Source organism: Streptomyces olivochromogenes (assembly GCF_001514115.1).
Lineage (GTDB): Bacteria > Actinomycetota > Actinomycetes > Streptomycetales > Streptomycetaceae > Streptomyces > Streptomyces olivochromogenes.
This window is the reverse complement of record NZ_KQ948451.1, coordinates 1007394-1031198: the sequence shown is the minus strand read 5'-3', so window position 1 is coordinate 1031198 and position 23805 is coordinate 1007394. Positions and strand designations below refer to the sequence as shown.

The following is a 23805-nucleotide window of genomic DNA, read 5'->3' as shown; positions in this document are numbered from 1 at the left end:
CGTCGTGTGGGGCGGCAGCGGCGCGTGCCGTCCGAGACCGCCGCATGCCCACCTCCGTCGTACGCGACGGTACGGATGGTGGGTGCCCGACACCTGGGGACACGGCGGCCTGGTTCCGACTCCGCAGCGCGACGAACCTGGTGGTCAGGCAGCCGCGGTAGCTGCCGGACATCCTCCTCGGACCTGCACCGGCGCTCGCCGCGCGCATCGGGCGGACCGATGAGCCGACTCCACCGAGGAGCACGCAATGAGCATCACCGACACCGACACCGACATCGACACCGACACCGACACCGACACTGAGACCGAGATCGGCACCGGCACCGGTAGTGCCCCGGACACAGACGCTGACACAGACACAGACACGGTGAGCTGGAACCCCAAGGCCCTCGACGAGATCCTCTCGAACGACGAGGGCCGCCCCATCCTGTTCACCAACGCCCGCATCCAGACACTGGACCCGCTGATCGGGACCATGACCGGCGCCGACCTGCTGTTCGTCGGCTCCCTGGTCGTGGGGGTCGGCCCCGCCATCGTCACCGCGGCACAGGACGACAACGCCATCGTCGTCGACTGCACCGGCATGACCATCACCCCCGCGGTCGTGGACACCGTCGCGCTGGCCGGCGGCCGCGGCCACCGCTCGGCGTACGTCGCGACGCTGACCCCGGGCAACACCCCCGACTTCCTGGTGGTGCCCGACGAGCTCGCCGCCGACGTACCGAGCGCGGTGGCCACACTCATGACCCGGCCGGAGCAGGTCCGCGCACTGGTCGCGGCCGGTCGGCCCGTCCTGTGGGCCGGCACCGACGCCCCCGGCCGGGCCACCGCCCCCGAGGCGGGCATCCCGGCCTCCGATGACCTGACCGGCGGCCCGCGCGTCGGCATCTGGATCGACAGACACGACTTCCTGCACCAGGAGCTCACCGCCGACGGCCGCTACGACGAGACCCGGGGCGGCCGCCCGCACGCCTACCAGGGCCGGTACTGGATCGACGGCGACCGCATCGACTACCTGGACGACCTCGGCTTCTGGGCCTACGGAGAGTTCCAGGGCGACGAACTCCACCACGCGGGCTACGTCATGAAGCTCGGCTGACCGTCCCCGTCCCCATCCTCATCCCCTGCCCGCACCCTCATCCCTCGCCCCCACCCTCATCCCCTGCCCTCTCCGTCGTACCGAAAGAAGGCCCCTCATGAACCTCAGCGACACCGCCGGCGCCGCCGTGCTCGAAGAGCTCCGGCGTCGGCCCGCCGACCGGCGGCGCATCCTGTTCACCGGCGCGACCATCGTCACCATGGACCCCGACCTCGGCGTCATCGACCGCGGCGACCTCCTCGTCGAGGGTGACGCCATCGCCGCGATCGGGGCGCACCTGACCGCTGACGATGCGGTGGTCGTCGACGCCACCGGCACGATCCTCACCCCCGGCTTCGTCGACACCCACCGGCACGCCTGGGAGGCCCAGCTGCGCCGGATCATGCCGGACGTCGACGACCTGGGCGGCTACGTCATGGCCACCCTGGCCGGCTACGCCACGGTCTACCGGCCCGAGGACATGTACATCGGCACCAGACTGGCCGCCCTGACCGCGATCGACAGCGGCATCACGACCATGCTCGACTTCTCCCACAACTCCCGCACCCGTGAACACTCCGACGCCGCGATCGGGGCCCTCCGCGACACCGGCATCCGAGGCGTGCACGCCTCCATGGGCCCGCACTTCGGCGAATGGGACCGACAGTGGCCCGGCGACCTGACCCGTATCAAGGACCAGTACTTCAGCAGCGACGACCAGTTGCTCACGCTGCGCCTGGCGACCCTTGCCACCGACGAGATCGCCGGACCGGCACTCGCCTACGGTCCTGAACTCGCCCGCGTGGCAAAGGACTTGGGTATCGGAGTGAGCGTGGACGCCGTCTTCGGCACGTCCTCCTCCGAAGCGGTCCTGCGCTGGGCCAAGGACGGCGTTCTCGGCCCCGACGTCACCCTCATCCACTCCACCGGACTGACCTCCGAGGCGTGGAAGGCGATGGGGGAGACCGGCACCACGGTCGCCCTGGCCCCCACGTCCGACGCACAGATCGGCCTCGAGACGGCGATCCCCGCCGTCGACGAGGCCCTGTCCGTCGGCATCCGCCCCGGCCTGAGCATCGACGTCGAAGTCGCCCTCGCCAGCGACATGTTCACGCAGATGCGGGCCCTGCACGCCATCCAGCGGATGCGCGCGGTCAACGCCGTCCACGGCACCGACCAGCAGCCCTCCCGCATCACCACCCACGACGTCCTCGACTTCGCCACCCTCCAGGGCGCCCGCACCAACGGCCTGGCCGGCGTCACCGGTTCACTCACCCCGGGCAAGAAGGCCGACCTGCTGGTCGTCCAGGCCGAGGACCTCAACAACATGCCCCTCAACGACCCCATTGGCACCCTCGTACTGGGATCCGACGCCCGCAACATCACCGCCGTCCTCATCAACGGCGAGCCCCGCAAGTGGGACGGACAGGTCCTCGACGTCAACCTGGCCGCCCTGCGCAGCGAGGTGCACGCCTCGCGCGAGTACGTGCTGAACACCCCGGCCGTCTGAGCATCTCCCCGCTACCTGCCCCTTCCCCTCCATCGTCCCCCGGCCGTTCCTCCCACGGCCGGGGGGCACTCACCCGATCCCGTTGCTGCCAACGGCCGATCGTGCCGCGCACAAACCCGCGGGGCGGCGACCGGACGCCCCCTTCTGGAGTTCCCATGTCCCATCCCACTCCCACCACGTCCCTTCCTCTCACTCCCACCAAGTCCCCGGGGCCCGCGGCAATCGCACCCAACACCCTTGACCAGCCGCCCTCCTGGGCGCCCGCCGCCCCGACCATCGCCTTGCTGACCGCACTCGGCGTCCTGATGGTCGGCCAGATGTACACCGTCCTGGCGCTGCTGCACCCCATGGCCACCGCGCTCGGCACCGCACCGGAGCAGGTCACCTGGACGGCGACGGCGTTCGGCTTCGCCTACGCCGCCGGATTTCTGCTCGCCGGTCCGCTGTCCGACCGCTACGGCTCGCGCGCCGTGATCACGACCGGGCTCGTGGCCGCCACGGCAGCCACCCTGGCGGTCAGCGCCGCCCCCGACCTCCCCACGGCCATCGCCCTGCGCAGCCTGCAGGGACTCACCACCGCGACCTTCGCGCCCGCCGCGCTCTCCTACGTCGTCCACCACATCGCGCCACAACGCCGCGGCACCGCCCTGACCTGCATCACCAGCGGCATGTTCGCCGCCGCCGTGCTCCTGCAGATCGGTGCCCAGGCCGTCGCGGCCGGGCTCGGCTGGCGCGCGGTCTTCTGGCTCAGCGCCGCCCTCATGGCCCTGAGCCTGATCCCGGTGCGCCGCGTCCTGCGGCCCACCCTCCGCCACGGCACCGGCGGCGGGCTGAGCCAGGCGTTCGCGGCGATGCCCCGACTACTGGGCCGGCCGCGCATGGTCGCCCTCTACCTGTCGACCGTGGCCCTGATGTCCTCCTTCGTCGCCATCTACACGGCGGTGGCCATCGCCGGGCCGTCCGGCATCGCCGGGAACTCCTCCGCGATCCTCGCCCTGCGGGCCAGCGCGCTGCCCGCCCTGGTCGCCATCCCCGTACTCGCCCGCCTGCTCCAGCGCCTGGCCGCACCCTTGCGCGCGGTCCTCGCGTTCGCGCTGGCCGCCCTCACCGTCGCGGCCGGCTCCTTCCTCGGCGGTCACACCGTGCCGCTCGCCCTCGCGCTGCTCCTGTTCGTGGCAGCCGTCGCGGCAGCGGCACCCGCCGTCGTCGAGACCATCAACGCCACCGCCCCGCACGCCCGCGGCGCGGCCGTCGCCCTCTACGGATGCAGCATGTTCATCGGCGCCAGCCTGGGCCCGCAGCTCACCGGAGCTCTGACCGGCCTCGGCTTCGGCGGCATCCTGCGCGTCGTCGCCGCCACACTCGTCCTGGGCATCCTCCTGGCCCTGCCGGCCCTCCGCCACCACCGCGCCCGATGACCCGCACGTGCCCCCTTCGCATGGAACAGGGCTTCTACCAACTCCTGTCTGCCCATGAGGAGATGGCCCCGCGCGACGAGCTAGTGTCCTCGCTTGTGACCGAACCCTCCTCTGTGACTGAACCCTCCTCCGTGAGTGAACCCTCCCCGCATCTCGGTGCGACAGCGGATGCCTACGACTCCGTCGCAGTCCATTACGCCGAACGCTTCCGTAATGATCTCGACGCTCTTCCGCTGGATCGTGCGATGCTCGCCGCGTTCGCCGACCTCGTACGGACCACCGGCGCCGGGCCCGTCGCGGAGCTGGGATGCGGCCCGGGGCGCATCACCGCGCACCTGCGGGACCTGGGGCTGGATGTCTTCGGCGTCGACCTGTCGCCGGTGATGATCGATCTCGCCCGCGAGGCATACCCGGCCCTGCGGTTCGAGGTCGGCTCCATGGACGCCCTGGACCTGGCCGACGGCAAGCTGAACGGCATCGTGTCCTACTACTCGGTCATCCACACCCCACCGCAGGAGGTGCCCTCGTACTTCGCCGAGTTCCGGCGGTTGCTCGCGCCTGACGGCCATCTCTCGCTCGCGTTCTTCGAGTCGGAGGGTGAGCCGGTCACAGCGTTCGACCACAAAGTGGTGACGGCGTACCGATGGCCGATCGACGACCTCGCGGGGCTGGCCGGTGAAGCCGGGTTCGTCGAGGTCGGCCGGATGCTGCGTGCGCCGCGCGAGGAGGAACGCCAGTTCCGCCATGGCCATCTGCTGATGCGCGCGGCGAAGTGACTCAGCTGTCGACACGGGCGCCCCTGGCCCCGGGGCCAGGAGCCAGGAGCCAGGGGAGATGGGACGGAATGATCGGGACCGTGTTCCGCAGCGAGGACGTGCCTGCGGAAGACAGATTCGAGTACTGGCGGGAACTGGTCGGCCGGACGCGCTCGAGCGACCTGATCAGTGCCCACACCGCCGACTACTGGGCGGAGTACCGGCTGATGGAGCTGGGGCCGGTGACCGTATGGCCGTCGTCGTTCCTGCCGACCCGCTACCGGCGGAGCGGAAAAATGGTGCGTCGGTCCGACCCCGAGTTGTACCACCTGACGCTGCTGCTCGATGGAGACCTGGCTCTCGAGCACGCCGGACGGACCGACACGTTCGGCCCACGTGACCTGCACATGGTCGACGGCTCGCGGCCGTACGACCTCCGGCCGGTGGACGACCGGGACCGCCGAGCCGTCAAGGGAGTCGGCGTGGACTTCCCCAAGGCGTTGCTGCCCCTGCCGCCGCACCGCGTCCGGGAGTTGCTGGGCCGGGGGCTGTCGGGGCGGGAGGGTACCGGCGCTCTGCTGACCGAATTCCTCGTCGGCCTGGACCGGCAGGCCGAAACGCTTCAGCCGTCCGACGCGCCACGCCTGGGTACGGTCGTACTCGACCTGGTGTCGGCCTGGTTCGCCCAGGTACTGGACGCGGAGGCCGCCCTTCCGCAGGAGACCCGTCAGCGGGCCACAGCGCAACGCATCCAGGCGTTCATCCGGCAGAATCTCCACGACCCGGAGCTGACGCCGTCCGCGGTCGCCGCCGCGCACCACATCTCCCGCAGCTACCTGTACCGGATCTTTCAGCAGCAGTCGCAGGGCGAAACGGTCGCGGCCTGGATCCGCGGCCGACGGCTGGAGAACGCCCACCGAGACCTGGCCGACTCCTCGCTGCGCACCACGCCGGTCCACGCCGTCGCCGCCCGCTGGGGCTTCCCCCGCGCCTCCGAATTCACCCGCGCCTTTCGCACCGCGTACGGGCTCTCGCCGAGGGAGTACCGGCTCCAGGCACTGTCCGAGCGGGAGCAGACGCTCATCCGGTCCCCGATGGACTGATCGCCTCCCTGCTCAGCCGACGGGCGGGCGGCGATCGGTCCAGGGGTGTGCGAGCTCGAGGGTGCGAGACACCTGGAGCAGGAGGTCTTCGCGCCACGGTGCGGCGACGATCTGGATGCCGACGGGCAAGCCGGTGGCGTCGTCGTGGTGGACGGGGAGGGAGATCGCCGGTTGGCCTGTCACGTTGAACACCGACGTGAACACCCCCATCGGGTAACTGTTCAGCAGTGGCATCAGGGGGTTGTCGTCGGCGCCCGCCCGCCAGGCACCGACGAGCGGCGGGAGGCACGCCATCGTGGGCGTGACCAGGAGGTCGAAGCCGGCGAGGAAGCCTTCGACGATGCGCCGCGACAACTGTTGGGTCTGCCTCACCCCTTCCGCGTAGGACCATGAGTCGATCGCTCGTGCCGCGTCACGCAGGGCACGATTGTGGGGCTCGACACGGTCAGGGTCCGCGAGCACGATCCCGCTGCCGCCGACGTTCCAGATGGTCGTGAACGCCGCCACCAACTCGTCGGTCCGGGGGAGCGGAAGGCGAGTGTCGACGATGTCGTGACCAGCCGCTTCGAGCGTCCGAAGCGTGACGGTGACGGCTTCAGTACACGCCGGGTGCACGTGTATCCCGTCGATCGGGGAGTCCGTGAGCACACCGATCCGCAGCCCGGTCGGCATGTCCCTCTGCATCGCGGCGGCGAAGGACCTGTGCGGGGTCCGGGGTGACCACCACGCGGCCGGATCATGACGCGCCAGCACATCGAGGGCGGCCGCGGTGTCGGCCACCGTGCGGGTGAGCACGCCGCTCGTGCCGAGACCCTCCACGCTGACGGTCGCGTTGGTGACCAGGCCGCGGGTGGGTTTGAGGCCGACGAGACCGTTGCACGACGCGGGGATACGGATCGACCCGCCGCCGTCTTCGGCGTGGGCGAGGGGCGCCATCCCGGCGGCGACGGCAGCGCCCGCTCCGCTCGACGATCCGCCCGGCGTGCGATCCGGGTCCCACGGGTTGCGCGAGATGCCCAGGGCTTCGTTCTCGGTGAAGGGCAGGGCACCGAACTCGGAGGTGGTGGTTTTGCCGAGCAGGATGAACCCCGCGTCCACGAACCGCCGCACGACCGGGTCCGATGCCGTGGCCGGTGCCCGCCCGGCACCGGCGGATCCATGGGTGGTGGGCCATCCGGCCACATCGAGTAGATCCTTGATCGGCAGCGGGACGCCATGGAACGGCGGGAGGTCTTCGGCCGACGGGGCTCGCACCACCGCATCAGCCGCGGCGGACGCGGCTCTGCGGACGTCGTCGTCGGCCCGGTGGCAGAAGGCGTTCAGCCGGGGGTCGAGTTGGTCCATCCGCTCGAGATAGCAATCGGCGACCTCGACCGGACTCACCTCCCTTCGGCGTATGGCCGCGGCGAGTTCGACGGCCGACGTGAACGGGTTGAACGGGTCGGACGGGTCGGACGGGTCGAACTGGTCGGACGGGTCGGACGGGCTGAGCGGGTCGAGCGGGTCAATCGGCGAGCGCATCACGAGTGGTCCCTTCTGGTCCGCCGTGCTTGCGGAAGCCGTCAGTGTCGGCGCGTCCGCGACATCCCGTCTTGGACGAATGTCGCGTAGCTTGGCGACATGCGATCCGCCGACCCGGCTCGTGACGCTGCGGCGATCTGGGACATCGCCACCCCGTCCCGGCCCGGCCTGCTGCCAGGGGTCAGCATGGCCGGATTCCGCGCTCGTACCTCGGAGTTCGTCGACCTGAGCGTGATCCCGTTCCCGGCTGTCACGGTGCTCGTCAGCCTCGGCGACGAGCCGCTCACCGTCGACGACACCAACGGCCGGCAGCAGAACGGCAGTGTCGTCGTCGGACTCGTGCCCAGCGGCCTTCGAGGACGCGGCCGTGACATCGAAAGCCTGCAGGTGCGTCTGTCGCCGGTGATCGCGCACGCGGTGCTGGGCGTCTCTTCGGAGTTGAGCGGGATGATGGTCTCCCTCGACGACCTCTGGGGCCGCGATGCCGCCCGCACCCAGGAGCAACTGCGCGCTGCCAGGTCGTGGGACGACCGGTTCGCGATCGCGGAGGCGGCGTTCGTTCGACGACACGAGGCAGGCCGAGCGATCGATCCTGAGGTCGCCTTCGTATGGCGGCAGATGGTGACGAACCTGGGAGGGGTGCGGGTCGAGCGGCTGGCGGGCGAGGTCGGCTGGAGCCGTAAGCGACTGTGGTCCCGGTTCCGGGCCCAGATCGGTCTCAACCCCAAACGCGCCGCTCAGCTTGTCCGTTTCGACCATGCGGCCCACCGTCTGGCCGCGGGTGTCAGCGCCGCACGGGTGGCGGCGGAGATCGGCTACGCCGACCAGTCCCACCTCCATCGGGATGTCATGGCGTTCGCGGGTGTGACACCCACGGCCGTCGCGGTTGCGCCGTGGCTTGCGGTCGACGACGTGGCGTGGGCCGCCCCCGAATACCTGTCCAAGCCCTGACCCGACGGTCTGTTCCCGAGGGTCTGTACCCGACATCAGACGGTCTGTATCCGACACCGGACGGTCTGCACCCGGCAGGCGCGACGCGCGGCCGGTGGCGCGCCTGCCGCGGGGGAACATTTCTACAAGCCGCCCGGCAGTTGAGCTTGTGACACTGCGCGTATGTCCAAGAACCGGGATGACTCCCCACCGCCGCGCTTTCAACGGCCGCGCTACGGCGTAGACGCTCCAGCGTTCCCCGCGACACTCGCCGCCGTCGGCGCGGCCTGCTGCCTGGCCGCCGGCCGGTCGCGGCCGGGACGGAACGCGATGGCGACCGCGGGGACGGCACTGTTTGCCAGCACCGGCATCTATCTGCACACCACACTGCACGGCAAGCTGCGCATCTGGAGGCGGGAGCTGGACCAGGTCGGACTGAAGGGTGATGAGCGACTGCTGGACCTGGGGTGCGGTCGCGGCGCGGTGCTGATCGAGGCGGCCAGGCGGCTGCCGACGGGACACGCCGTGGGCGTGGACCTGTGGTCCGGAAAGGACCAGAGCGGCAACCGGCCCGAAGTCACGCTCGCCAACGCCGCCGCGGCAGGGGTCGCCGACCGGGTGGAAGTACAGACGGCCGACATGACCGCGTTGCCGTTCGCGGACGGCTCCTTCGACGTCGTGACGAGCGCGCTGGCGATCCACAACATCCCGTCGACCGAGGCGCGATACCGCGCGGTGGACGAGGCCATGCGGGTACTGCGCCCGGGGGGGCAGTTGATCGTCGCCGACTTCTGGCCCATGGCCAGGAAGTACGCGGCGCACCTCGGCCAGGGCACGCTGCGCGGACTCGGCCCCGGGTACTGGTACGGCGGCCCGTGGCTCGGCGTCACACTGCTGCATGCCGTCAAGGGCCGCTGAGCATGTTGCCCACGGAAATGCGACAGGTCAGCCGTCTACTATGGCGCTACGTATTCGGTGGCGTGAGGGAGCCGGGCCATGCGGCGGCTGGGGGATCTGGAGGCGGAGATCATGGACCGCCTCTGGACGTGGGGCCGTCCGGCGACCGTGCGCGAGGTCGTCGACGACATCAACAAGGCCCGCCCCGTCGCAGCCGTGAGGCCTACCGCCGCACTCATGGAGGACGGCCTGGGGGAGAGCAAGGACCGCTCGGCCGCGCTGCTCCACTTCGTGGAGAACATGTCGGAGGAAGAACTGGCCGCTCTGCGCAGGGCTCTGCGCAACATGGGTCGACAGACGAAGCAGTGAACGCCGCCCCCGTCCTGGTCGGCTGCACGGCGGCCGTGGGCGGGCCTGCTGCATTCCTGCCGCATGGACGTCGGCACCCCCGTCACTGCCGACCAGTCCGCCGCCGCCCTGCCGACCGCCAACCAAGCTCCCTGAGTTCTCCGTCGCGGTCGGTCAAGCCTTCGCCATGTGCCACCGGTGGCTGAGTGGGCGGGAGTTACCCAACGTACGAAGGGAGTAAGCAGAACGACCGCCGAAGGGAAACTCCGTGATCCAGCGACGCATCGTCCTCCTCTCGGCCGCAGGGCTCGCCTCGGCGTTCCTTCTGGCGGCGTGCGGCAGCTCGACGGAAAAGGCGTCCGCCGGTACGAGCCCCGGCAACACCGTTCCGGTCGCCACGGCCGCCTCGGAGTCCGCGACCTCGGCTGCGACCGCCTCGGAATCCACGCCCTCCGCACCGGTTGCCGCCGGCGACCCGGCCACAACCACCATGGTGATGGCCAAGACGGTCAACGACATCGGCAGCGTGGTGACCGACGACAAGGGTTTGACCCTCTACCGCTACGACAAGGACGAGGCGAATCCGTCCAAGTGGACGTGCGCCGGCGAGTGCACGAAGACGTGGATCCCCGTCATCGTGCAGGACTCCGTACAGACCATGGGGGTCGAGAAGAGCCTGCTCGGCACGGTCCACCGGAACGGCATGAAACAGCTCACCCTCGGCGGCTGGCCGCTGTACCGATACGTGGGCGACACACAGGCCGGACAGACGAACGGCCAGGCCAAGGGCAACACGTGGTACGCCGTCACCCCGTCCGGCACGAAGTCCACCAGCACGGGCTGAGCCCGGACTCACGGCCGGGTCTTGCCGCGGGGAAGGCGCGGTTCGGCATCCTGTCGGGAGGCGAGTGCAGGCACGATCGGAACGGCGGAGGTCGAGATGTCGTGGCGTATGTGGTCCGCCGCGCGCCGCGCCGCCTGGAGCTGAGTCCCTCCCTGAATGTGCGTATGGAGAAGGCTGGTTGGGTGTCGTCCGTGTGCACGGCGACCGTGCTGACCGCGGCGTCCGCAGACGAGATCGCGTGCCCCTGGGCTCCCAGTTGTGACGAGCCGGCGGACAGTCCTTCGCGCCGTCGCCGCGGGGAGCGACATCGACGGCCTAGGCTTCGGCCCGGCACCGGACCCGATCCCAGGAGCGCACACCGTGTTCGACCCCGCACCGGAGTATCCGTACCCCGACGTCCACCGATCGGATGCAGCGCCTGCCCCGCAGGCGCTTCTCACACCGGTGATCGGACTCCTGGGTACCTGGCGCGGGCGGGGTCGCGGTGGGTATCCCACGCTCGCCGGGGAGTTCGCGTACGCGCAGGAGGTCACCTTCAGTCATGACGGCCGGCCCTTCCTCCGCTACGAGGCCCGGGCCTGGTTGCTGGACGCCGATGGCACACCGCTGCGCCCGTCGGCTCGGGAGAGCGGCTGGTGGCGGCTCCAGCCCGACGGCCGGGTGGAGGCACTGATCACCCAGCCCACCGGCATCGCCGAGATCGCCGTCGGCCGGGCGGCCGACAACACGGTCGACCTCTCCACCCACGAGGTGGCCCTCACGCCCACGGCCAAGGAGGTCAACGCAACCCGCCGGACCTACGTCCTGACCGACGACGACACGCTCACGTTCGTCCATGAGCTCGCGGCGGTGGGGCAGCCGCTGCAGCACCACCTCTCGGCGACGCTGCGGCGCAAGGAGAAGGAGTAGGAGCGCGGCGAGGTTGTTGAGCAGTACCGCTGAGAGGTGGTGTGGGGCGGGGCACTCGGGTTCGGCAGTTGGCAGACGGTTGCGGAGTACGGCATCGATTTCCGTGGAATCGGCGGACGTCGGGAGGGGCCGCCGTCCCCCTGATGAAGACGTCATGACGAGGACGTCCGGCGCCACCTCGATCTCGAAGTCCAGGGCAGGCGCGTCGCGGAGAGAGGAAGTGAGGGGCTCCAGGAAGGCATCGGGAAATGCTTGCGTCAGCGCGTTCCTGAACGTCTCCGGGCTTGCCTGCCATGCGGTTGGATTCTCCACGGGCGGAGCGAAGACGAAGTTCGTCCGCGGGTGGTGATCGGCTGTCACCGAAGTGCCTCTCATGGCCGCGGCGGCTCCCAGCAGGCCGCGTTTTCCTTTGCGTTGTGGCTCGGATGGCTGCCGGGTCCGTCGGTGCCCCGGCCTTCACCCGTCGCCCCTGTCCGGCGCTGGTCGCACCCCGCACGGGGCGTCGGCGTCAGTTGGCGGGCGCCTGCGGCGGCGGCGGGCGCAGGCCGTCCAGGGTGAGGTCGAGGAGGCGTTCCGCCTGTTCGCGTTGGTCGGGGCCGGCTGAGGTGAGGGCGATGCCGGCGAGGGCGGCGAACATGTCGGTCGGGCTGATGTCGGTGCGGATCGCGCCGGCGGCGGTGGCGGCGTTCATGAGGGAGGTGAGGGCGGCCTGAATCAGCTCGTGGCTCTCGGCGTAGGGGTTGGTTCCCGAGGCGACGACGGCTCGCAGGGCGTCGGCCATGCCGAGTTTGGCGGTGGCGTAGTCGATGAAGCGACGCGTCCAGGCGCGTAGGGCCTCGTGGGGCGGCATCGTCGCCAGGAGCCCGGGGACGGCCTCGCACAGCCGGGACACCTCGTTGCGGTACGCGGCCTCGATCAGGGCCTCGCGGGTCGGGAAGTTGCGGTAGAGGGTGCCGGTGCCCACGCCCGCTTCCTTGGCGACGCGCTCGAAGTGCGCGTCCAGCCCCTCCTCGGTGAACACACGTACCGCGGCGGCCAGGATCTTCTCCCGGTTGCGCTGTGCGTCAGCCCTCAGTGGACGTCCTGTATCGCGGGCCATCGGCGTCGCTCCTCGCTCTCCCGTTGCTAAGTGGCGGCGCCTCCGCTTATGGTGGTCGAAGTGGCGGCGCCTCCACTTTCACTGTAGGGCATGGGTGTGACATGCCCTCGTTCCCCCTGCGAAAGGACTGTCGATCATGTCGGGAATCGAAGGCAAGGTAGTGGCGATCACAGGTGCCGGCAGCGGCATCGGTGAGGCGACCGCGCTCCTGCTCGCCGAGCGCGGCGCCCGGGTCGTCCTCGGGGCGCGCCGTGCGGAGCGTCTCGAGGCCCTGGCCGCCCGGATCGAAAAGGCGGGCGGTGAAGCCGCCTGGGTCCGTACGGACGTGACGCGGCGCGAGGATCTGTCCGGCCTCGTACGACTGGCCCGCGAGCGGTACGGCAAGCTCGACGTCCTCGTCAGCAACGCCGGAGTCGGTCTGATCTCCCCCCTGGACGACCTCCGCGTCGAGGATTGGGAGGAGATGATCGACGTCAACCTCAAGGGCGTGCTGTACGGGATCGCCGAAGCGCTGCCGGTCTTCCGGGAGCAGGGCTTCGGGCACTTCGTCAACATCGTGTCCACCGCCGGACTGCGCGTCACTCCGCTCCAGTCGGTGTACGCCGCCACGAAGAACGCAGTCCGTACCCTCTCCGAGGGCCTGCGCCAGGAGGCCGGCGAGGGACTGCGCGTCACCGTCGTCTCGCCGGGGTTCGTCCGTACGGACTTCGCCGACCGCATGGATGCCGAGGTGAAGGTCCAGATCGTCGAAAAGATGGACAGCATCGCGATCCCGCCGGCCGCGGTGGCCCGCGCCGTCGCCTTCGCCGTCGAGCAGCCGGACGGTGTCGACGTAGGTGACATCGTGGTGCGTCCCACCGCGCAGGACTGAGGTTCGTTCGCCGCCATGCCATGCCGCGCCGCGTCATGGCCTGCCGGCGCCGAGGTGGGGGGCGCGTACACGTGATCCGAGTCACGTCAGGTTCCCGTCAGTGAAGTGGCCCGTAGCCGTCAGTCTGCTCCGATCTCATAGGCCCCAGAGCCCCTCTGAGACCCCGCTCCCCGTTCCGGGGGAGCCCCCCCCCCACCGAGGAGTGACATGGCTGAGACACCGACCGGAACCGCGAGCGGCGCCGCCGAAGAGATCCCCGAGTTCGTGCCGCCCAGGGCGGCCGCCTGTCCGTTCGCCCCGCCGCCGGTCCTCGCGGAGATCCGCGAGGAGAAGCCGATCAGCAAGGTGCGGATCTGGGACGGCAGCACCCCCTGGCTCATCACCCGCCACGAAGACCTGCGGGCCGTCCTCGGCGACCCCCGCGTCAGCGTCGACGACAAGCGGCCCGGCTTTCCGTTCCCGAAGAAGGCCATGGCGGAGAACGCGCACCACCACCCCGACACGCTCTTCAACACGGACGCCCCCGTCCACACCCGGCTCCGCCGGATGCTGACCTCCTCCTTCACCGCCAAGCGGATGGCGGCCCTGCGCCCCGCCATCCAGAAGGTCACCGACGAGCACATCGACGCGATGCTGGCCGGGCCGAAGCCGGCCGACCTGGTCCAGGCGCTGGGTCTGCCCATTCCCACGCTGATGATCTGCGAACTGCTCGGAGTCCCTTACGAGGACCATGAGTTCTTCCAGTACCACGCCACCGTCGCGGTCAGCCAGACGTCATCGGCCGAGCAGGACCGCGAGTCGAGCGTCGCGCTCGGCGCGTACCTGGCCCGGCAGATCCACGCCAAGACGGAGAACCCCGCCGAGGACACGCTGTCCGACCTGGCGGCCCTGGTCGAGGCCGGTGAACTGACCATGGGGGAGGCGTCCCTCATGGCCGTCATCCTGCTCATCGCCGGGCACGAGACCAGCGCGAACATGATCGCGCTGGGCACCCTCGCGCTGCTGGAGCACCCGGAGCAGCTCGCCCTGCTGCGCGAGACGGACGATCCCAAGGTCGTGGCCGGAGCGGTCGAGGAACTGCTGCGCTACCTGACCATCGCCCACACCGGGCAGCGCCGGATCGCCCTGGAGGACATCGAGATCGGCGGCGAGGTCATCCGCGACGGGGACGGAATCATCGTCTCCCTCCCCGCCGCCAACTGGGACCCGGAGGCCTTCCCGGAGCCCGACCGCCTCGATCTGCTCCGCGACGCCCGCCAGCACAACGCGTTCGCCTTCGGCGTCCACCAGTGCCTGGGCCAGCAACTCGCCCGCGTGGAACTCCAGGTCGTCTACGGCACGCTCTACCGGCGCGTGCCCACGCTGCGACTGGCCACCACGCTGGAGGAGATCGACTTCAAGGAAGACGCGATGGCGTACGGCGTCGCCGCGCTGCCGGTCACCTGGTAGCTCGTACCTCTAGCCCGTACCTGTAGCCCGTACCTCTAGCCCTTTTGACACCAGCAGGACGTAGGGAGTGACGTACCAAGGGACATACGGAGCTTCAGCCGGTGCCCTCTTTCCAGCGCGACGCCTCCCGGTAGGCCTCGAAGACACGGTGGTGATCGGGGCCGAGCAGGCGCGCGCAGTCCTGCCCCAGGCGCTGGCAGAGCGCGGCGGCACCTCGGGAATCGCCCGACTCGCCGGTGAGCCTGGCGTGCCGGGCGCGTGCGTCGAGGACGTCCGTGTCCGAGGCCCGGGGGCCGTCGGCGTGCAGTTGGATGAACCGTTCCAGGTTCTGGATCTCGGCGATATGGCGCGTGTCGACGTGCGGATCCGCGGAGTCGTCCGAGACGTACTCGATCTGCTGGACCGCCCGGGCCACGGCTCGGGCGTCGGGTGGCCGGTTCCCGGGTGACTTCTCCAGCAGTCTCAGTACGAGGGAGTCGAGAGCCCTGGGGATGCCGGGACGCAGCGCGCCTGGCGGGGCGGGCGTTTTCTCCACGTGGTGCCACATGACGGCATAGGGATCCGAGATGTGGCCGAAGGGAGACCAGCCGGTGAGCATCTCGTACACGACGCAGCCGAGTGAGTAGAGGTCGCTGAGAGCGCTGCCGGATTCCTCACGGAGCCGTTCGGGGGAAGCGTAGTGAACGGTGCCCCACCCTGGACCGTGCGAAGAGGACGCGTCGATGAAGCGGGCGAGGCCGAAGTCGACGACCTTGGCGGATCCGGTGGTGTCGATGACGATGTTGCCGGGTTTGACGTCCCTGTGCACCACGCCCGCCTCGTGGGCGTCGGCGAGGCCGTCGCAGATGTGCCTCGTCCAGCGCACGGTCTGTTCCAGGGTGAGGTGCCGGCCCTGCCCTGTGTGGGCGGAGAGCGGCCTGCCCTCGATGTACTCCATGACGGAGTACAGGATGTCGCCGTCCTCGCCGTGGTCGTAGATGACGGCGACATGGGGCCGGTTTTGGATGCGCGCCATCGCCTGAGCCTCTTTGCGGAATCGCTCGACGCGCCGGTTCAGTTCCTCGGAGTGCTCGCCCTGTCCGGGGTGACGGTGCAGTGTGGCCACCTTCACCGCGACCGGCCGGTTCAGGCGGAGGTCGAGTCCGAGCCAGACGGAGCCCTGGGCGCCGCGGCCGAGGGGTGACTCCAGCTTGTAGCGCCGGTCGAGGACACGTCCTGATTCCATGATTGCGTCACTTGCCCGTCGGGTCCCAGGCGCACAGCTCGGGCAGCCGCGCGACGTGCTCGTTCCATTCGGCGAAGAACTCGATGCGCCGGCTCAGCACATCCTGCAACCGGCGCTGCGCACTTTGCCGCCGCACCACGCCGGCCTCGCGGATCCTGCCGCGCTCGGCCGGTACGCGCGTCACGTCCAACAGCCCCCACACTCCGGCGAAGGCGCCGACCAGCAACGCGAGTGCCAGGAGGAAGCCGCCGAGGAGGAAGGGGGCCAGGACGAGGGCGGACAGGCCACCGGCGGTGCCCCCTACGCGTCGCGGCAGGTTGCGGTCGACAGCCGCGGCGTCCGCCTCCGTGCGTTCGAGCAGTTCGGTCTCCAGCGCGTCGGCCAGGGATTTCCCGTCGATGGACGCGGCGGGGTCGGTCGGCAGGCGAGTGTGCCAGCCCTGGATCACGATACGGATGCTCTGAGGCCGGTGGCTCAGCGAGGCCGCCACCAGGTCCCCGGCGGCGGTGCACAGGTTGGGCAGCATCTGCATGAGCGCGAGGCGGCGGGCGTCGTCTCCGAGTGCGATCTGGCTCGGTTTGAAAACGGCGTTGTCGAGGAGTGTCGTGAAGTCCATGACCTCGGCGTCCGCCCCTTGACGCAGTTCGTGCTCCTCCTGTGCCGCCTCCTCGTTGCCCCGGTGCTCGATGAAACGGCGCAGCGCTTCCTTCTTGGTGTGCAGCGCGGCCTCATCGGGTTCGAGATGACCGATGAGGCGGTCGATGGCCGTCTCGGCGTAGCGGACACGTCCGGGGGTGGACGCCGTGCGGGTCGGGGGTGGGAACTCCTTGCGGAGGTGGGCGAGGGTGCCTGTGGTGACGGTGGCGAGCCGCCAGTGTTCGAGGAGCGCCGGCCAGTCCCCGTCGTACGCCTGGCCCAGGGACTCGAACCGGTCGCCGGGTGAGGCGAGGAGTTTGCGCAGCTGGGGTGTCCACCGTCGCACACTCGCCCTGGCCGCCGTCCCGCCCGCCGCCGCCTCGGTGCCCCAGCGCACCATCACCTGCCGGGCGTAGCTGTGTGCGAGGTCGCCGAGTTCGCGGCTGGCGACGGCGTCGAGGACCACGAGGAAGTCCCTGCCGAGTCGATCCGGGTCGACGGCGTGCTGAAGGTAGCCGTCCATCCAGTTCCCCGCCCGTTCGTGCTCGCCCGTCCTCGCCGCGGCGAGCGAGAAGAACAGGTTGGCCTTGCCGAGGTCGAGCCCTTGCGCCTGCCCCATCGCGGTGAGCCGGACCTCGTCGTCGCCGTCCAGGCGGGCGGCGACCGCCAGGGTTGCGTGGGCGAGCCAGAAGTCGGGGTCGTGGACGAGGTGTTTCTCCACGAAGAGCCGGAGGTTGTCGGTCCTCAGCACCCCGCTCTTCACGAGCTGTGGGGTCAGCTGCTTGACCAGGCCACGAGCGAGAGAACGCACCTTTTCCCGGTTGCCGAACCTGCGCTGCCACTCCTCGGTGATCCGGTCGAGCTCGAACTGTGCGGCAAGGACGGCCTGGTCGCGTTCGTACTGGGACCGGAAGTCCGTGAGTTCGGCCTTGACCTGGCCGAGCTCGGACTGGGTCCGGGACAGCCCCTCCCGTAGCTCTTCGGTGGCGGAGCTCACCGATTCGACCTGAAGGGCGAGCTCTTTGGCTCTGCCGCCCAGGACCTCCAGGCCCCCGGACAGCGTGCCGAACCGGTCGTGCAGGGCCTTCAGGTCGCCTTCGCGGCGCTGCTGCGCCTCGCGTATCTCCTTGAGGCCGTCCCTCAACTCGTTGAGACTGGCATCGGCCTCGGGCTGCTCGCTCACACCGCTCCCCGTTCGTCCCGCCGTGCGGTTTCGGTCTTCGGAACAGGTACTTTCTGGCGACGCACCGCAGGAGCACAAGGGCGCGTAGCGGCGCGCGCGGCGCATGTGTGTCTTCGGACGGGCGCCTGTGCGCGGAGACAGCCGCCTCGGCTTCCTGCCGTGCGCGCGGCGGCGATCGCCGCCGAGGACTCCTGAGCCTTCCTGGACACGTGGCAACCCTGGCGGTGTCATGCACCGCTCCGGCTGGGCTATGATTGATCTTGAGCAGCCCGCCGGAAGACTTCGGCGGTCGGCCTCGCGTTGGTGGTCCAAGGAAAGACGCCCCGCTTCCTGCGGGGAGATGCAGGTGCAAGGCCTGCCCGGCGCTCCACAGCCCCGCCTCCTGTATTCCGGAGGCGGGGCTTGTTTCATTTCGCCCCAAGCCTCCCTGCCGCCCCCTCGTACCGCTCCCCGCCACCCCCTGCCTCCCTCCCTCCACCTCCTGCCCCAGCCCCCGGGAATGCGCCGACCAGGTCCGCTGTTACACCACACGTAGCTGACATGCGCGAGTCAAGATCGCGTGATGTGGGCGGAAGGAGGACCTCATGGCACGCAACAGCGCGCGACCCGTCGTCACGCTGAGGTCGACAGCCGGGACCGGCGTCACCTACGTGACCCGGAAGAACCGCGGAAACGACCCCGACCGGCTCGTCCTGCGCAAGTACGACCCGGTGGTCGGTGAGCACGTTCCGTTCCGGGAGGAGCGCTGAGCGGAGCCCGGCGCCACCGGGCGGACGGTCACAGGACGGTCGACCGTCACAGGACCATCGACCGTCCGAAGACCGTCGACCGTCATAGAACCGTCGACCGTCACAAGGGAGGCAACCTCATGAAGCCCCGCATCCACCCCGAATCCCGTCCCGTCGTCTTCCGTGACCGGGCCGCGGACATCGCGTTTCTGACCCGTTCGACCGCGCACTCGTCGAAGACGATCGAGTGGGAGGACGGGGGCACCTACCCGCTGATCGACGTCGAGATCTCGTCGGCGAGCCATCCGTTCTACACCGGGACCTCGCGGGTCCTGGACACCGCAGGCCGCGTGGAGCGCTTCGAGCGTCGTTACGGCCGTACGGCCTCGCCGCGGCACTGACGGCGGGTTTGACCGTTCACAGCACGAGGAGAACAGATCCATGAAGGTGCGCAAGTCCTTGCGTTCAATGAAGTCCAAGCCGGGGGCCCAGGTGGTCCGTCGACGGGGCGTGGTCTTCGTCGTCAACAAGAAGAACCCGCGTTTCAAGGCCCGCCAGGGCTGACGACGCCCGGGGCGACCGTCGCACACCACGCCCGTACCGCATGCCCGAAGCCGACGTGCGGTACGGGCGCGAGCCTTTGTCCCGAGGCGTACGGGCCACGGCGTCGCGCTCAGTCCGCGTCCGTCGGGATGCGGAGCGTCACGCGGTAGCCGCCGTCGGGGGTGGGCCCGGACTCGAAGGCCCCGCCCAGGAGTTCGGCGCGCTCGCGGAGGCCGACGAGGCCCTGCTGGGAGCCGGGCAGGGGCAGGGAGGGGCGGGTGGGGGCGTTGTTGGTCACCGTAACGCCGAAGCGGTCGTCGGAGTGCCACAGGTGGACGGTGGCGGCCGCGCCGGGCGCGTGTTTGCGTACGTTGGTCAGGGATTCCTGCACGGTGCGGTAGAGGGCGCGTTGCGCGGGGGTGGCGATCGGGGAGGGGAGTTCACCCGTCAGGGTCGCCTCGATGCAGCTGGTCGACACGAGCTTGTGCAGGTCGGCGAGTGTGGGCTGCGGGGTGAGTTCGCCGACGCGGCCCCCGGAGGCCCGCAACAGCGCGACCATGTGGCGCAGTTCGTCGAGCGTGTCGACGCTCAGCGAACGGATGGTGCGGGCACCCTCCTTGAAGTGCGGATCCTTGGCGGCGACCTGAAGGGCACCCGCCTGTACGGCGATCAGGCTCACCTGGTGGGAGACGACGTCGTGCATCTCGCGGGCCAGCTGGGCACGTTCCCGGGCCAGGACGGCCTGGGAGTGCAGCAGCCGCTCGTGTTCGCGTGCCGTCTCGATCTCCATGAGCCGGTCGGCCAAGTCCCGCCGGGCCTGGACGAGTTGGCCGAGCAGTACGGGGGCGGCGGCCGTGGCCAGGGTGTAGAAGAAGTAGATCAGCGTCCAGGCGCGTTCGTGTGAACCGACGTTGCCCAGGGGCCAGGGCACGGCGGAGGCGGCGGCGAACAGAAAGGCGGCCGCGACCAGAAGTCGACGGTCGCGGGAGCGCTCGGCGAGGGTGAACAGCGCGGCGAACGGGGCGAAGACGATGTCCACCATCAGGCTGGCCGGGAGCGTGAACAGGAACACCGTGAGCGGAAAACGGCGACGCAGGGCGAGCGCGGCACAGGCGACGGCTGTCGTCACCGTCGCGAGGCGGCTCGAGTCCCCCAGGTTGATCAGGACGTCCACGGCGGCCACGGCGACGACCACGGCATCGACGACCGGATCCGGGATCCGCGCCCACCACGGCGTGTCCGCGTTCATCGCCGGTCCTCCGACCCGTTCCGCCCGTCCAGCAGGCCCGCCCGCTGTGCGAGCAGCGCGGCCCGCACCCGGCTGTTCACGCGCAGCTTGGTCAGGATCGCGCTGACGTGGTCCTTGACGGTGCCCGCGCTCAGGTGGACGCGGCTGCCGATGTCGGCGTTGGACAGCCCCTCCGCGATGAGCACCAGCACCTCGCGCTCCCGCTCGGTGAGCCGTCCGACGCGGGCGGCCTCCTCGTCGTCCGCGGCGGTCGCGCCCGGGTGGCTCTGCCAGACGGCACGGGACGCCTTCGGTGACATCACGACACCGCCCGCGTGCAAGGTGCGTACCAGTTGCGCGAGTTGGTCCGGCTCGGTGTCCTTGAGCAGAAAGCCGGCCGCCCCCGAGCGCAGCGCGGTGAGGATGTACTCGTCGGCGTCGAACGTCGTCAGCATCGCCACCACGGGCGCGTCCGGCAGCGCCCGCAGGTGCCGCAGTACGGTCAGACCGTCGACGTCCGGCATCCGGATGTCCAGCAGTACGACGTCCGGTGCCTCCCGCCGTACCGCGTCCACCGCCTCCGCGCCCGTCGTGGTCGCGACGACCTCGATGTCGTCGGCCGCGCCGAGGATGAGCTCGAAGCCGGACCGCACCAGAGCCTCGTCGTCCACCACCACTACCCGGATCACGTGCGTTCCGCCTCGTCCTCGATGCCATCGATGTCCTCGATGTCGATTGTCGTCACTGTGACCGTAGAACGGGAAAAGCCCGGTGCGGCGCTCCGGCGGAACGGCCCGGCCACCCGGCGGGTCGGTTCCAGTCGTCCGGGGGGTGTGGACCGGACGCCTGCCGGATACTGCGCGACCGGCGTTCCTCTCGAGCCTGTGATCCATGACGCAGAACGCACACGACACGGCGCTCGTGGCACCGCCCCGACCTGAGGCGTCCCAAACCACGCAACTCCCCGACATCCGGCCCTCGGTGGGGCGCCTGATCGGAGTGGACCTCGCCCGGGGGCTCGCGGTCTTCGGGATGTACGCGGCCCACGTCGGCCCCGATCCCTCCGAGGGCGGATCGACCGGCTTCTTCATGGAACTGGCTCACGGCCGGGCCTCCGCGCTCTTCGCCTTCCTGGCCGGCTTCTCGATCGTGCTGATCACCGGCCGCCGTACCCCCAAGACCGGCCGGGCGGGCCGCCAGGCGGTCGCCAAGGTGGTGATCCGAGCCCTCATCCTGGTGGTCCTGGGCACCGCGCTCACCCTGACCGGCACCCCGGTCGAGGTGATCCTCGCCTTCTACGGCCTGTACTTCCTACTGGTCCTGCCGCTGTACCGACTCGGCGCCCGACCACTGGCGGTCATCGCCCTGAGCGGTGCGCTGATCCTGCCTCAGATCCTGTACGTGGTGCAGCAGGCCCTCAACCCGGGCGGTGGCGACGGTGGTGGTCCGGGCGGGATCTGGGCCTGGCCCGCCGACGCGGACGGCATCGTCTCGCTTCTCTTCACCGGCGGTTACCCGGCCCTGGCCTGGATCCCGTTCGTCGTCGCCGGCATGGCCGTGGCCCGGCTGGACCTGGCCTCCACCGTCGTCCGCGCACGCCTCGCGATCACCGGTGTGTCGCTGGCCGTCCTCGGCTACGGCGGCTCCTTCCTGGCCCTGCACCTCGTCCCGGGCGCCGCCTCCGCACTGCGCGCCTCCGCCTGGGGCGAGGGCGGTTCGGTCATGTCGGCCTGGTGGTCCGACACCGCGGGCTATCCGACCGGCACCACCCCCGCCTGGCTGCTGGCGGCCTCGCCGCACAGCGAGACGACCCTCTCGGTCGTGGCCAACACCGGTGTGGCCATCGCGGTCCTGGCCGCCTGCCTCGCCGCCACCGACGCCCTCCCGCGCTTTCGCCGACTGGCCGCTCCGGTCATCGCGGTGGGCACGATGTCCCTGACCGCGTACGTCTTCCACCTCGTCGGCATCCGCGCCCTGGGCATAGAGGAACTGCCAGGTGCCCCGCTGCACGTGCTGCTCGGCTTCCTCGTGGCCGTGACCGTGTTCGCGACCCTCTGGTCCCGCCACTTCGCGCGCGGACCACTGGAGTGGCTGCTCGGCCGGGCGACCAGGATCGCGGAGCGCGTCCGATGACGGGTCCGTCGAACGGCCGCTGGGAGCCCTGGCTCCTGACGGCGGCCGCGGCGGCGGCCGTCCTGGGCGTCCTGCGCCCGGACCTGTACGCCGACGCCGTCGACCACGTCGTCACCACGCTGGTCGGACACCACTGACGGGAGGCCGACGACTCGGGCCTCATCGTGGCTGTGCACACCGATGTGGTGGAGCTCTTCTTCACGCACGAGGACCCGGTCCAGTCGAAGAAGCCATGCTCTCCCACCGCGCCTGGCGACCCTGCTGTTCCTCAACCTGCACCACCACACCTACCCATGGGTGCGCCCCGAGGGGCAGTGGGACGCCGCGTTCCTTTCGCGCGAGTACTGCGCGACCCTGTTCCGCGGCTTCGGCGCGTCCGACAACGCGCTGCCGGACGTGGAGGAGCGGGCCGCCGCGTTCCAGCGCGACCGTCCCGACCTGCCGCTCGACCCCGAGCCGGAGTGGCAGCCGGCCGCTGTCGGCGGCTGACCCGGACCCGCGGTGCGCTCAGGCGCACCGCGGGACCCGACCGTTCCTCATGGCCGGCTCACGCCTGCTTCACCAGCGCTCTGGCGATGACGTTGCGCTGGATCTCGCACGGTTGGCGACCTCGGAGGCGTACAGCTTCGCCATGGCGGCCTCCGTACCGCGCGGACAGCCCTGGTCGGCGAGCCAGGCGGCGCGGTAGGCCATCCAACGGGCGGCCTTGAACTCGGCGCAGGTGTCGGCGACCTCGTCGGGACCGCGCTGATCGCCGAGACGCTCCGCCCGCTCGCCACCGCCGGCACGGCGATGGTCTACTTCGCCTCGATGTCCCCGCTGCTCGCGCGCATCGACCCCGATCCAGCCGTCGCCGCGATCCTGGACGACCCGCTCGACCCGGAATTCCTCGACAAGATCCACGACGCCCTCGGGCCGACCATCGAGAACACCGCCATGGCGTACCCGTGGGCCAAGCACGGCGTGCACCGCTTCGCGCGGAAGGAGGCCGTACGCCTCGGAGCGGTGGGAGCCCGGGCGTGCTCCCTCTCGCCGGGCATCATCGACACCCCACAGGGCCGGCAGGAGGCGGCGACCCACGCCTCCATGCAGCGGCTCATCGACGCGACCCCGCTGGGCCGGACGGGCAGCTCCGAGGATGTCGCCGGTGTCGTCGCCTTCATGCTGTCGGACGAGGCCGGCTTCCTGAACGGCGTCGACATCCTCGTGGACGGCGGTGTGTTCGCCGCCGTGCGCGGCGACTGACGCGGACGCGAGCACGCCTGTTCTGCGCTCACGCCGCACGGTTCCCGGGAGGCGGGCATGCTGGTGCTCGTCGGGTAACGGGCCGGACGGGCGGAGGTGCGCGATGCGGTGGTGGGCCGGTTGGACGGCGGTCGCCGGAGTGGTGCTGCTCG

Annotated in this window: 26 protein-coding genes; 19 read left to right on the top strand and 7 right to left on the bottom strand. The window is 70.3% G+C overall.

Annotation, left to right across the window (positions count from 1 at the left end; translation table 11 throughout):
* The first annotated feature begins 247 nt into the window (after positions 1 to 247).
* The 5 genes from AQJ27_RS04715 (at position 248) to AQJ27_RS04695 (ending at position 5864) form a co-directional block, all read left to right on the top strand.
* Positions 248 to 1099 (top strand): Atu4866 domain-containing protein, encoded by an 852-nt coding sequence (locus tag AQJ27_RS04715; protein ID WP_235613383.1) that lies wholly within the window; start codon positions 248 to 250, stop codon positions 1097 to 1099.
* A gap of 97 nt (positions 1100 to 1196) precedes the next feature.
* On the top strand, positions 1197 to 2588 hold the full coding sequence (locus AQJ27_RS04710; protein WP_067361936.1) for an amidohydrolase family protein: 1392 nt from the start codon (positions 1197 to 1199) through the stop codon (positions 2586 to 2588).
* 155 nt (positions 2589 to 2743) lie between these two features.
* Positions 2744 to 4006 carry an MFS transporter gene (locus AQJ27_RS04705; protein WP_067361933.1) on the top strand — a complete coding sequence of 421 codons (1263 nt, stop codon included), beginning with the start codon at positions 2744 to 2746 and terminating at the stop codon, positions 4004 to 4006.
* Between the two features lie 131 nt (positions 4007 to 4137).
* A complete protein-coding gene (locus AQJ27_RS04700) occupies positions 4138 to 4782 on the top strand; it encodes a class I SAM-dependent methyltransferase (RefSeq protein WP_067362793.1) in 645 nt (214 codons plus the stop codon).
* A gap of 68 nt (positions 4783 to 4850) precedes the next feature.
* A complete protein-coding gene (locus AQJ27_RS04695) occupies positions 4851 to 5864 on the top strand; it encodes a helix-turn-helix domain-containing protein (RefSeq protein WP_067361930.1) in 1014 nt (337 codons plus the stop codon).
* A 12-nt stretch (positions 5865 to 5876) separates the two neighbouring features.
* Here the strand turns inward: AQJ27_RS04695 and AQJ27_RS04690 are convergent, their stop codons facing one another.
* The gene (locus tag AQJ27_RS04690; protein ID WP_079064776.1) at positions 5877 to 7385 is read right to left on the bottom strand and encodes an amidase; all 1509 of its coding nucleotides are present in this window, start codon (positions 7383 to 7385) and stop codon (positions 5877 to 5879) included.
* 99 nt (positions 7386 to 7484) lie between these two features.
* On the opposite strand from AQJ27_RS04690, the gene AQJ27_RS04685 reads away from it, so the two are divergent.
* From AQJ27_RS04685 to AQJ27_RS04665, 5 genes are all read left to right on the top strand, one after another.
* On the top strand, positions 7485 to 8336 hold the full coding sequence (locus tag AQJ27_RS04685) for a helix-turn-helix domain-containing protein (RefSeq protein ID WP_067361927.1): 852 nt from the start codon (positions 7485 to 7487) through the stop codon (positions 8334 to 8336).
* A 162-nt stretch (positions 8337 to 8498) separates the two neighbouring features.
* A complete protein-coding gene (locus AQJ27_RS04680) occupies positions 8499 to 9233 on the top strand; it encodes a class I SAM-dependent methyltransferase (protein ID WP_067361924.1) in 735 nt (244 codons plus the stop codon).
* Between the two features lie 78 nt (positions 9234 to 9311).
* Positions 9312 to 9581, top strand: a complete 270-nt coding sequence (locus tag AQJ27_RS04675; protein WP_067361921.1) for a BlaI/MecI/CopY family transcriptional regulator — start codon at positions 9312 to 9314, stop codon at positions 9579 to 9581.
* A gap of 247 nt (positions 9582 to 9828) precedes the next feature.
* On the top strand, positions 9829 to 10404 hold the full coding sequence (locus AQJ27_RS04670; RefSeq protein WP_067361918.1) for a hypothetical protein: 576 nt from the start codon (positions 9829 to 9831) through the stop codon (positions 10402 to 10404).
* Positions 10405 to 10764: 360 nt separating this feature from the next.
* On the top strand, positions 10765 to 11313 hold the full coding sequence (locus AQJ27_RS04665; protein ID WP_067361915.1) for a heme-binding beta-barrel domain-containing protein: 549 nt from the start codon (positions 10765 to 10767) through the stop codon (positions 11311 to 11313).
* A 508-nt stretch (positions 11314 to 11821) separates the two neighbouring features.
* On the opposite strand, the gene AQJ27_RS04660 is transcribed toward AQJ27_RS04665, so the two are convergent.
* Positions 11822 to 12412: a TetR/AcrR family transcriptional regulator gene (locus AQJ27_RS04660; protein ID WP_067361913.1), complete on the bottom strand. Its 591-nt coding sequence runs from the start codon at positions 12410 to 12412 to the stop codon at positions 11822 to 11824.
* Positions 12413 to 12548: 136 nt separating this feature from the next.
* Here AQJ27_RS04660 and AQJ27_RS04655 point away from each other — a divergent pair, with 136 nt between their 5' ends.
* Positions 12549 to 13283 (top strand): SDR family oxidoreductase, encoded by a 735-nt coding sequence (locus AQJ27_RS04655; RefSeq protein WP_067361910.1) that lies wholly within the window; start codon positions 12549 to 12551, stop codon positions 13281 to 13283.
* Between the two features lie 207 nt (positions 13284 to 13490).
* Complete coding sequence (locus AQJ27_RS04650; protein ID WP_067361907.1) at positions 13491 to 14732, top strand: cytochrome P450; 1242 nt, start codon at positions 13491 to 13493, stop codon at positions 14730 to 14732.
* Positions 14733 to 14826: 94 nt separating this feature from the next.
* Here the strand turns inward: AQJ27_RS04650 and AQJ27_RS04645 are convergent, their stop codons facing one another.
* Both AQJ27_RS04645 and AQJ27_RS04640 read right to left on the bottom strand, forming a co-directional pair.
* Positions 14827 to 15957 carry a serine/threonine-protein kinase gene (locus AQJ27_RS04645; RefSeq protein ID WP_067361903.1) on the bottom strand — a complete coding sequence of 377 codons (1131 nt, stop codon included), beginning with the start codon at positions 15955 to 15957 and terminating at the stop codon, positions 14827 to 14829.
* A gap of 7 nt (positions 15958 to 15964) precedes the next feature.
* Positions 15965 to 17776, bottom strand: coding sequence for a hypothetical protein (locus tag AQJ27_RS04640; protein WP_067361901.1), 1812 nt, complete (start codon positions 17774 to 17776; stop codon positions 15965 to 15967).
* Between the two features lie 584 nt (positions 17777 to 18360).
* Here AQJ27_RS04640 and rpmG point away from each other — a divergent pair.
* The 3 genes from rpmG to ykgO all read left to right on the top strand — a co-directional run bounded on the left by rpmG (position 18361) and on the right by ykgO (position 19068).
* On the top strand, positions 18361 to 18525 hold the full coding sequence (rpmG, locus tag AQJ27_RS04630; protein ID WP_054230143.1) for a 50S ribosomal protein L33: 165 nt from the start codon (positions 18361 to 18363) through the stop codon (positions 18523 to 18525).
* A gap of 119 nt (positions 18526 to 18644) precedes the next feature.
* Positions 18645 to 18905, top strand: a complete 261-nt coding sequence (locus AQJ27_RS04625; protein ID WP_067361898.1) for a type B 50S ribosomal protein L31 — start codon at positions 18645 to 18647, stop codon at positions 18903 to 18905.
* A gap of 40 nt (positions 18906 to 18945) precedes the next feature.
* Positions 18946 to 19068: a type B 50S ribosomal protein L36 gene (gene ykgO / locus AQJ27_RS04620; RefSeq protein WP_054230145.1), complete on the top strand. Its 123-nt coding sequence runs from the start codon at positions 18946 to 18948 to the stop codon at positions 19066 to 19068.
* A gap of 109 nt (positions 19069 to 19177) precedes the next feature.
* Here ykgO and AQJ27_RS04615 read toward each other — a convergent pair whose 3' ends face one another.
* On the bottom strand, positions 19178 to 20296 hold the full coding sequence (locus AQJ27_RS04615) for a sensor histidine kinase (protein WP_067361895.1): 1119 nt from the start codon (positions 20294 to 20296) through the stop codon (positions 19178 to 19180).
* On the bottom strand, positions 20293 to 20964 hold the full coding sequence (locus AQJ27_RS04610) for a response regulator (protein ID WP_067361892.1): 672 nt from the start codon (positions 20962 to 20964) through the stop codon (positions 20293 to 20295). The genes AQJ27_RS04615 and AQJ27_RS04610 overlap by 4 nt, the downstream gene beginning before the upstream one ends.
* 202 nt (positions 20965 to 21166) lie before the next feature.
* Between AQJ27_RS04610 and AQJ27_RS04605 the strand changes: the two genes are divergently transcribed.
* The 3 genes from AQJ27_RS04605 to AQJ27_RS04600 all read left to right on the top strand — a co-directional run bounded on the left by AQJ27_RS04605 (position 21167) and on the right by AQJ27_RS04600 (position 22897).
* The gene (locus tag AQJ27_RS04605) at positions 21167 to 22408 is read left to right on the top strand and encodes a DUF418 domain-containing protein (protein WP_067361889.1); all 1242 of its coding nucleotides are present in this window, start codon (positions 21167 to 21169) and stop codon (positions 22406 to 22408) included.
* Positions 22405 to 22545: a hypothetical protein gene (locus tag AQJ27_RS56275; protein ID WP_159064324.1), complete on the top strand. Its 141-nt coding sequence runs from the start codon at positions 22405 to 22407 to the stop codon at positions 22543 to 22545. The genes AQJ27_RS04605 and AQJ27_RS56275 overlap by 4 nt, the downstream gene beginning before the upstream one ends.
* Positions 22546 to 22705: 160 nt before the next feature.
* Entirely contained in the window at positions 22706 to 22897 is a 192-nt protein-coding gene (locus tag AQJ27_RS04600; protein WP_067361887.1) for a hypothetical protein, read from the top strand.
* A 69-nt stretch (positions 22898 to 22966) separates the two neighbouring features.
* On the opposite strand, the gene AQJ27_RS58455 is transcribed toward AQJ27_RS04600, so the two are convergent.
* Entirely contained in the window at positions 22967 to 23101 is a 135-nt protein-coding gene (locus AQJ27_RS58455) for an acyl-CoA dehydrogenase family protein (RefSeq protein ID WP_079064775.1), read from the bottom strand.
* 117 nt (positions 23102 to 23218) lie between these two features.
* Between AQJ27_RS58455 and AQJ27_RS04595 the strand changes: the two genes are divergently transcribed.
* Positions 23219 to 23653 carry an SDR family oxidoreductase gene (locus AQJ27_RS04595; protein ID WP_244313863.1) on the top strand — a complete coding sequence of 145 codons (435 nt, stop codon included), beginning with the start codon at positions 23219 to 23221 and terminating at the stop codon, positions 23651 to 23653.
* Positions 23654 to 23805 lie beyond the last annotated feature (152 nt).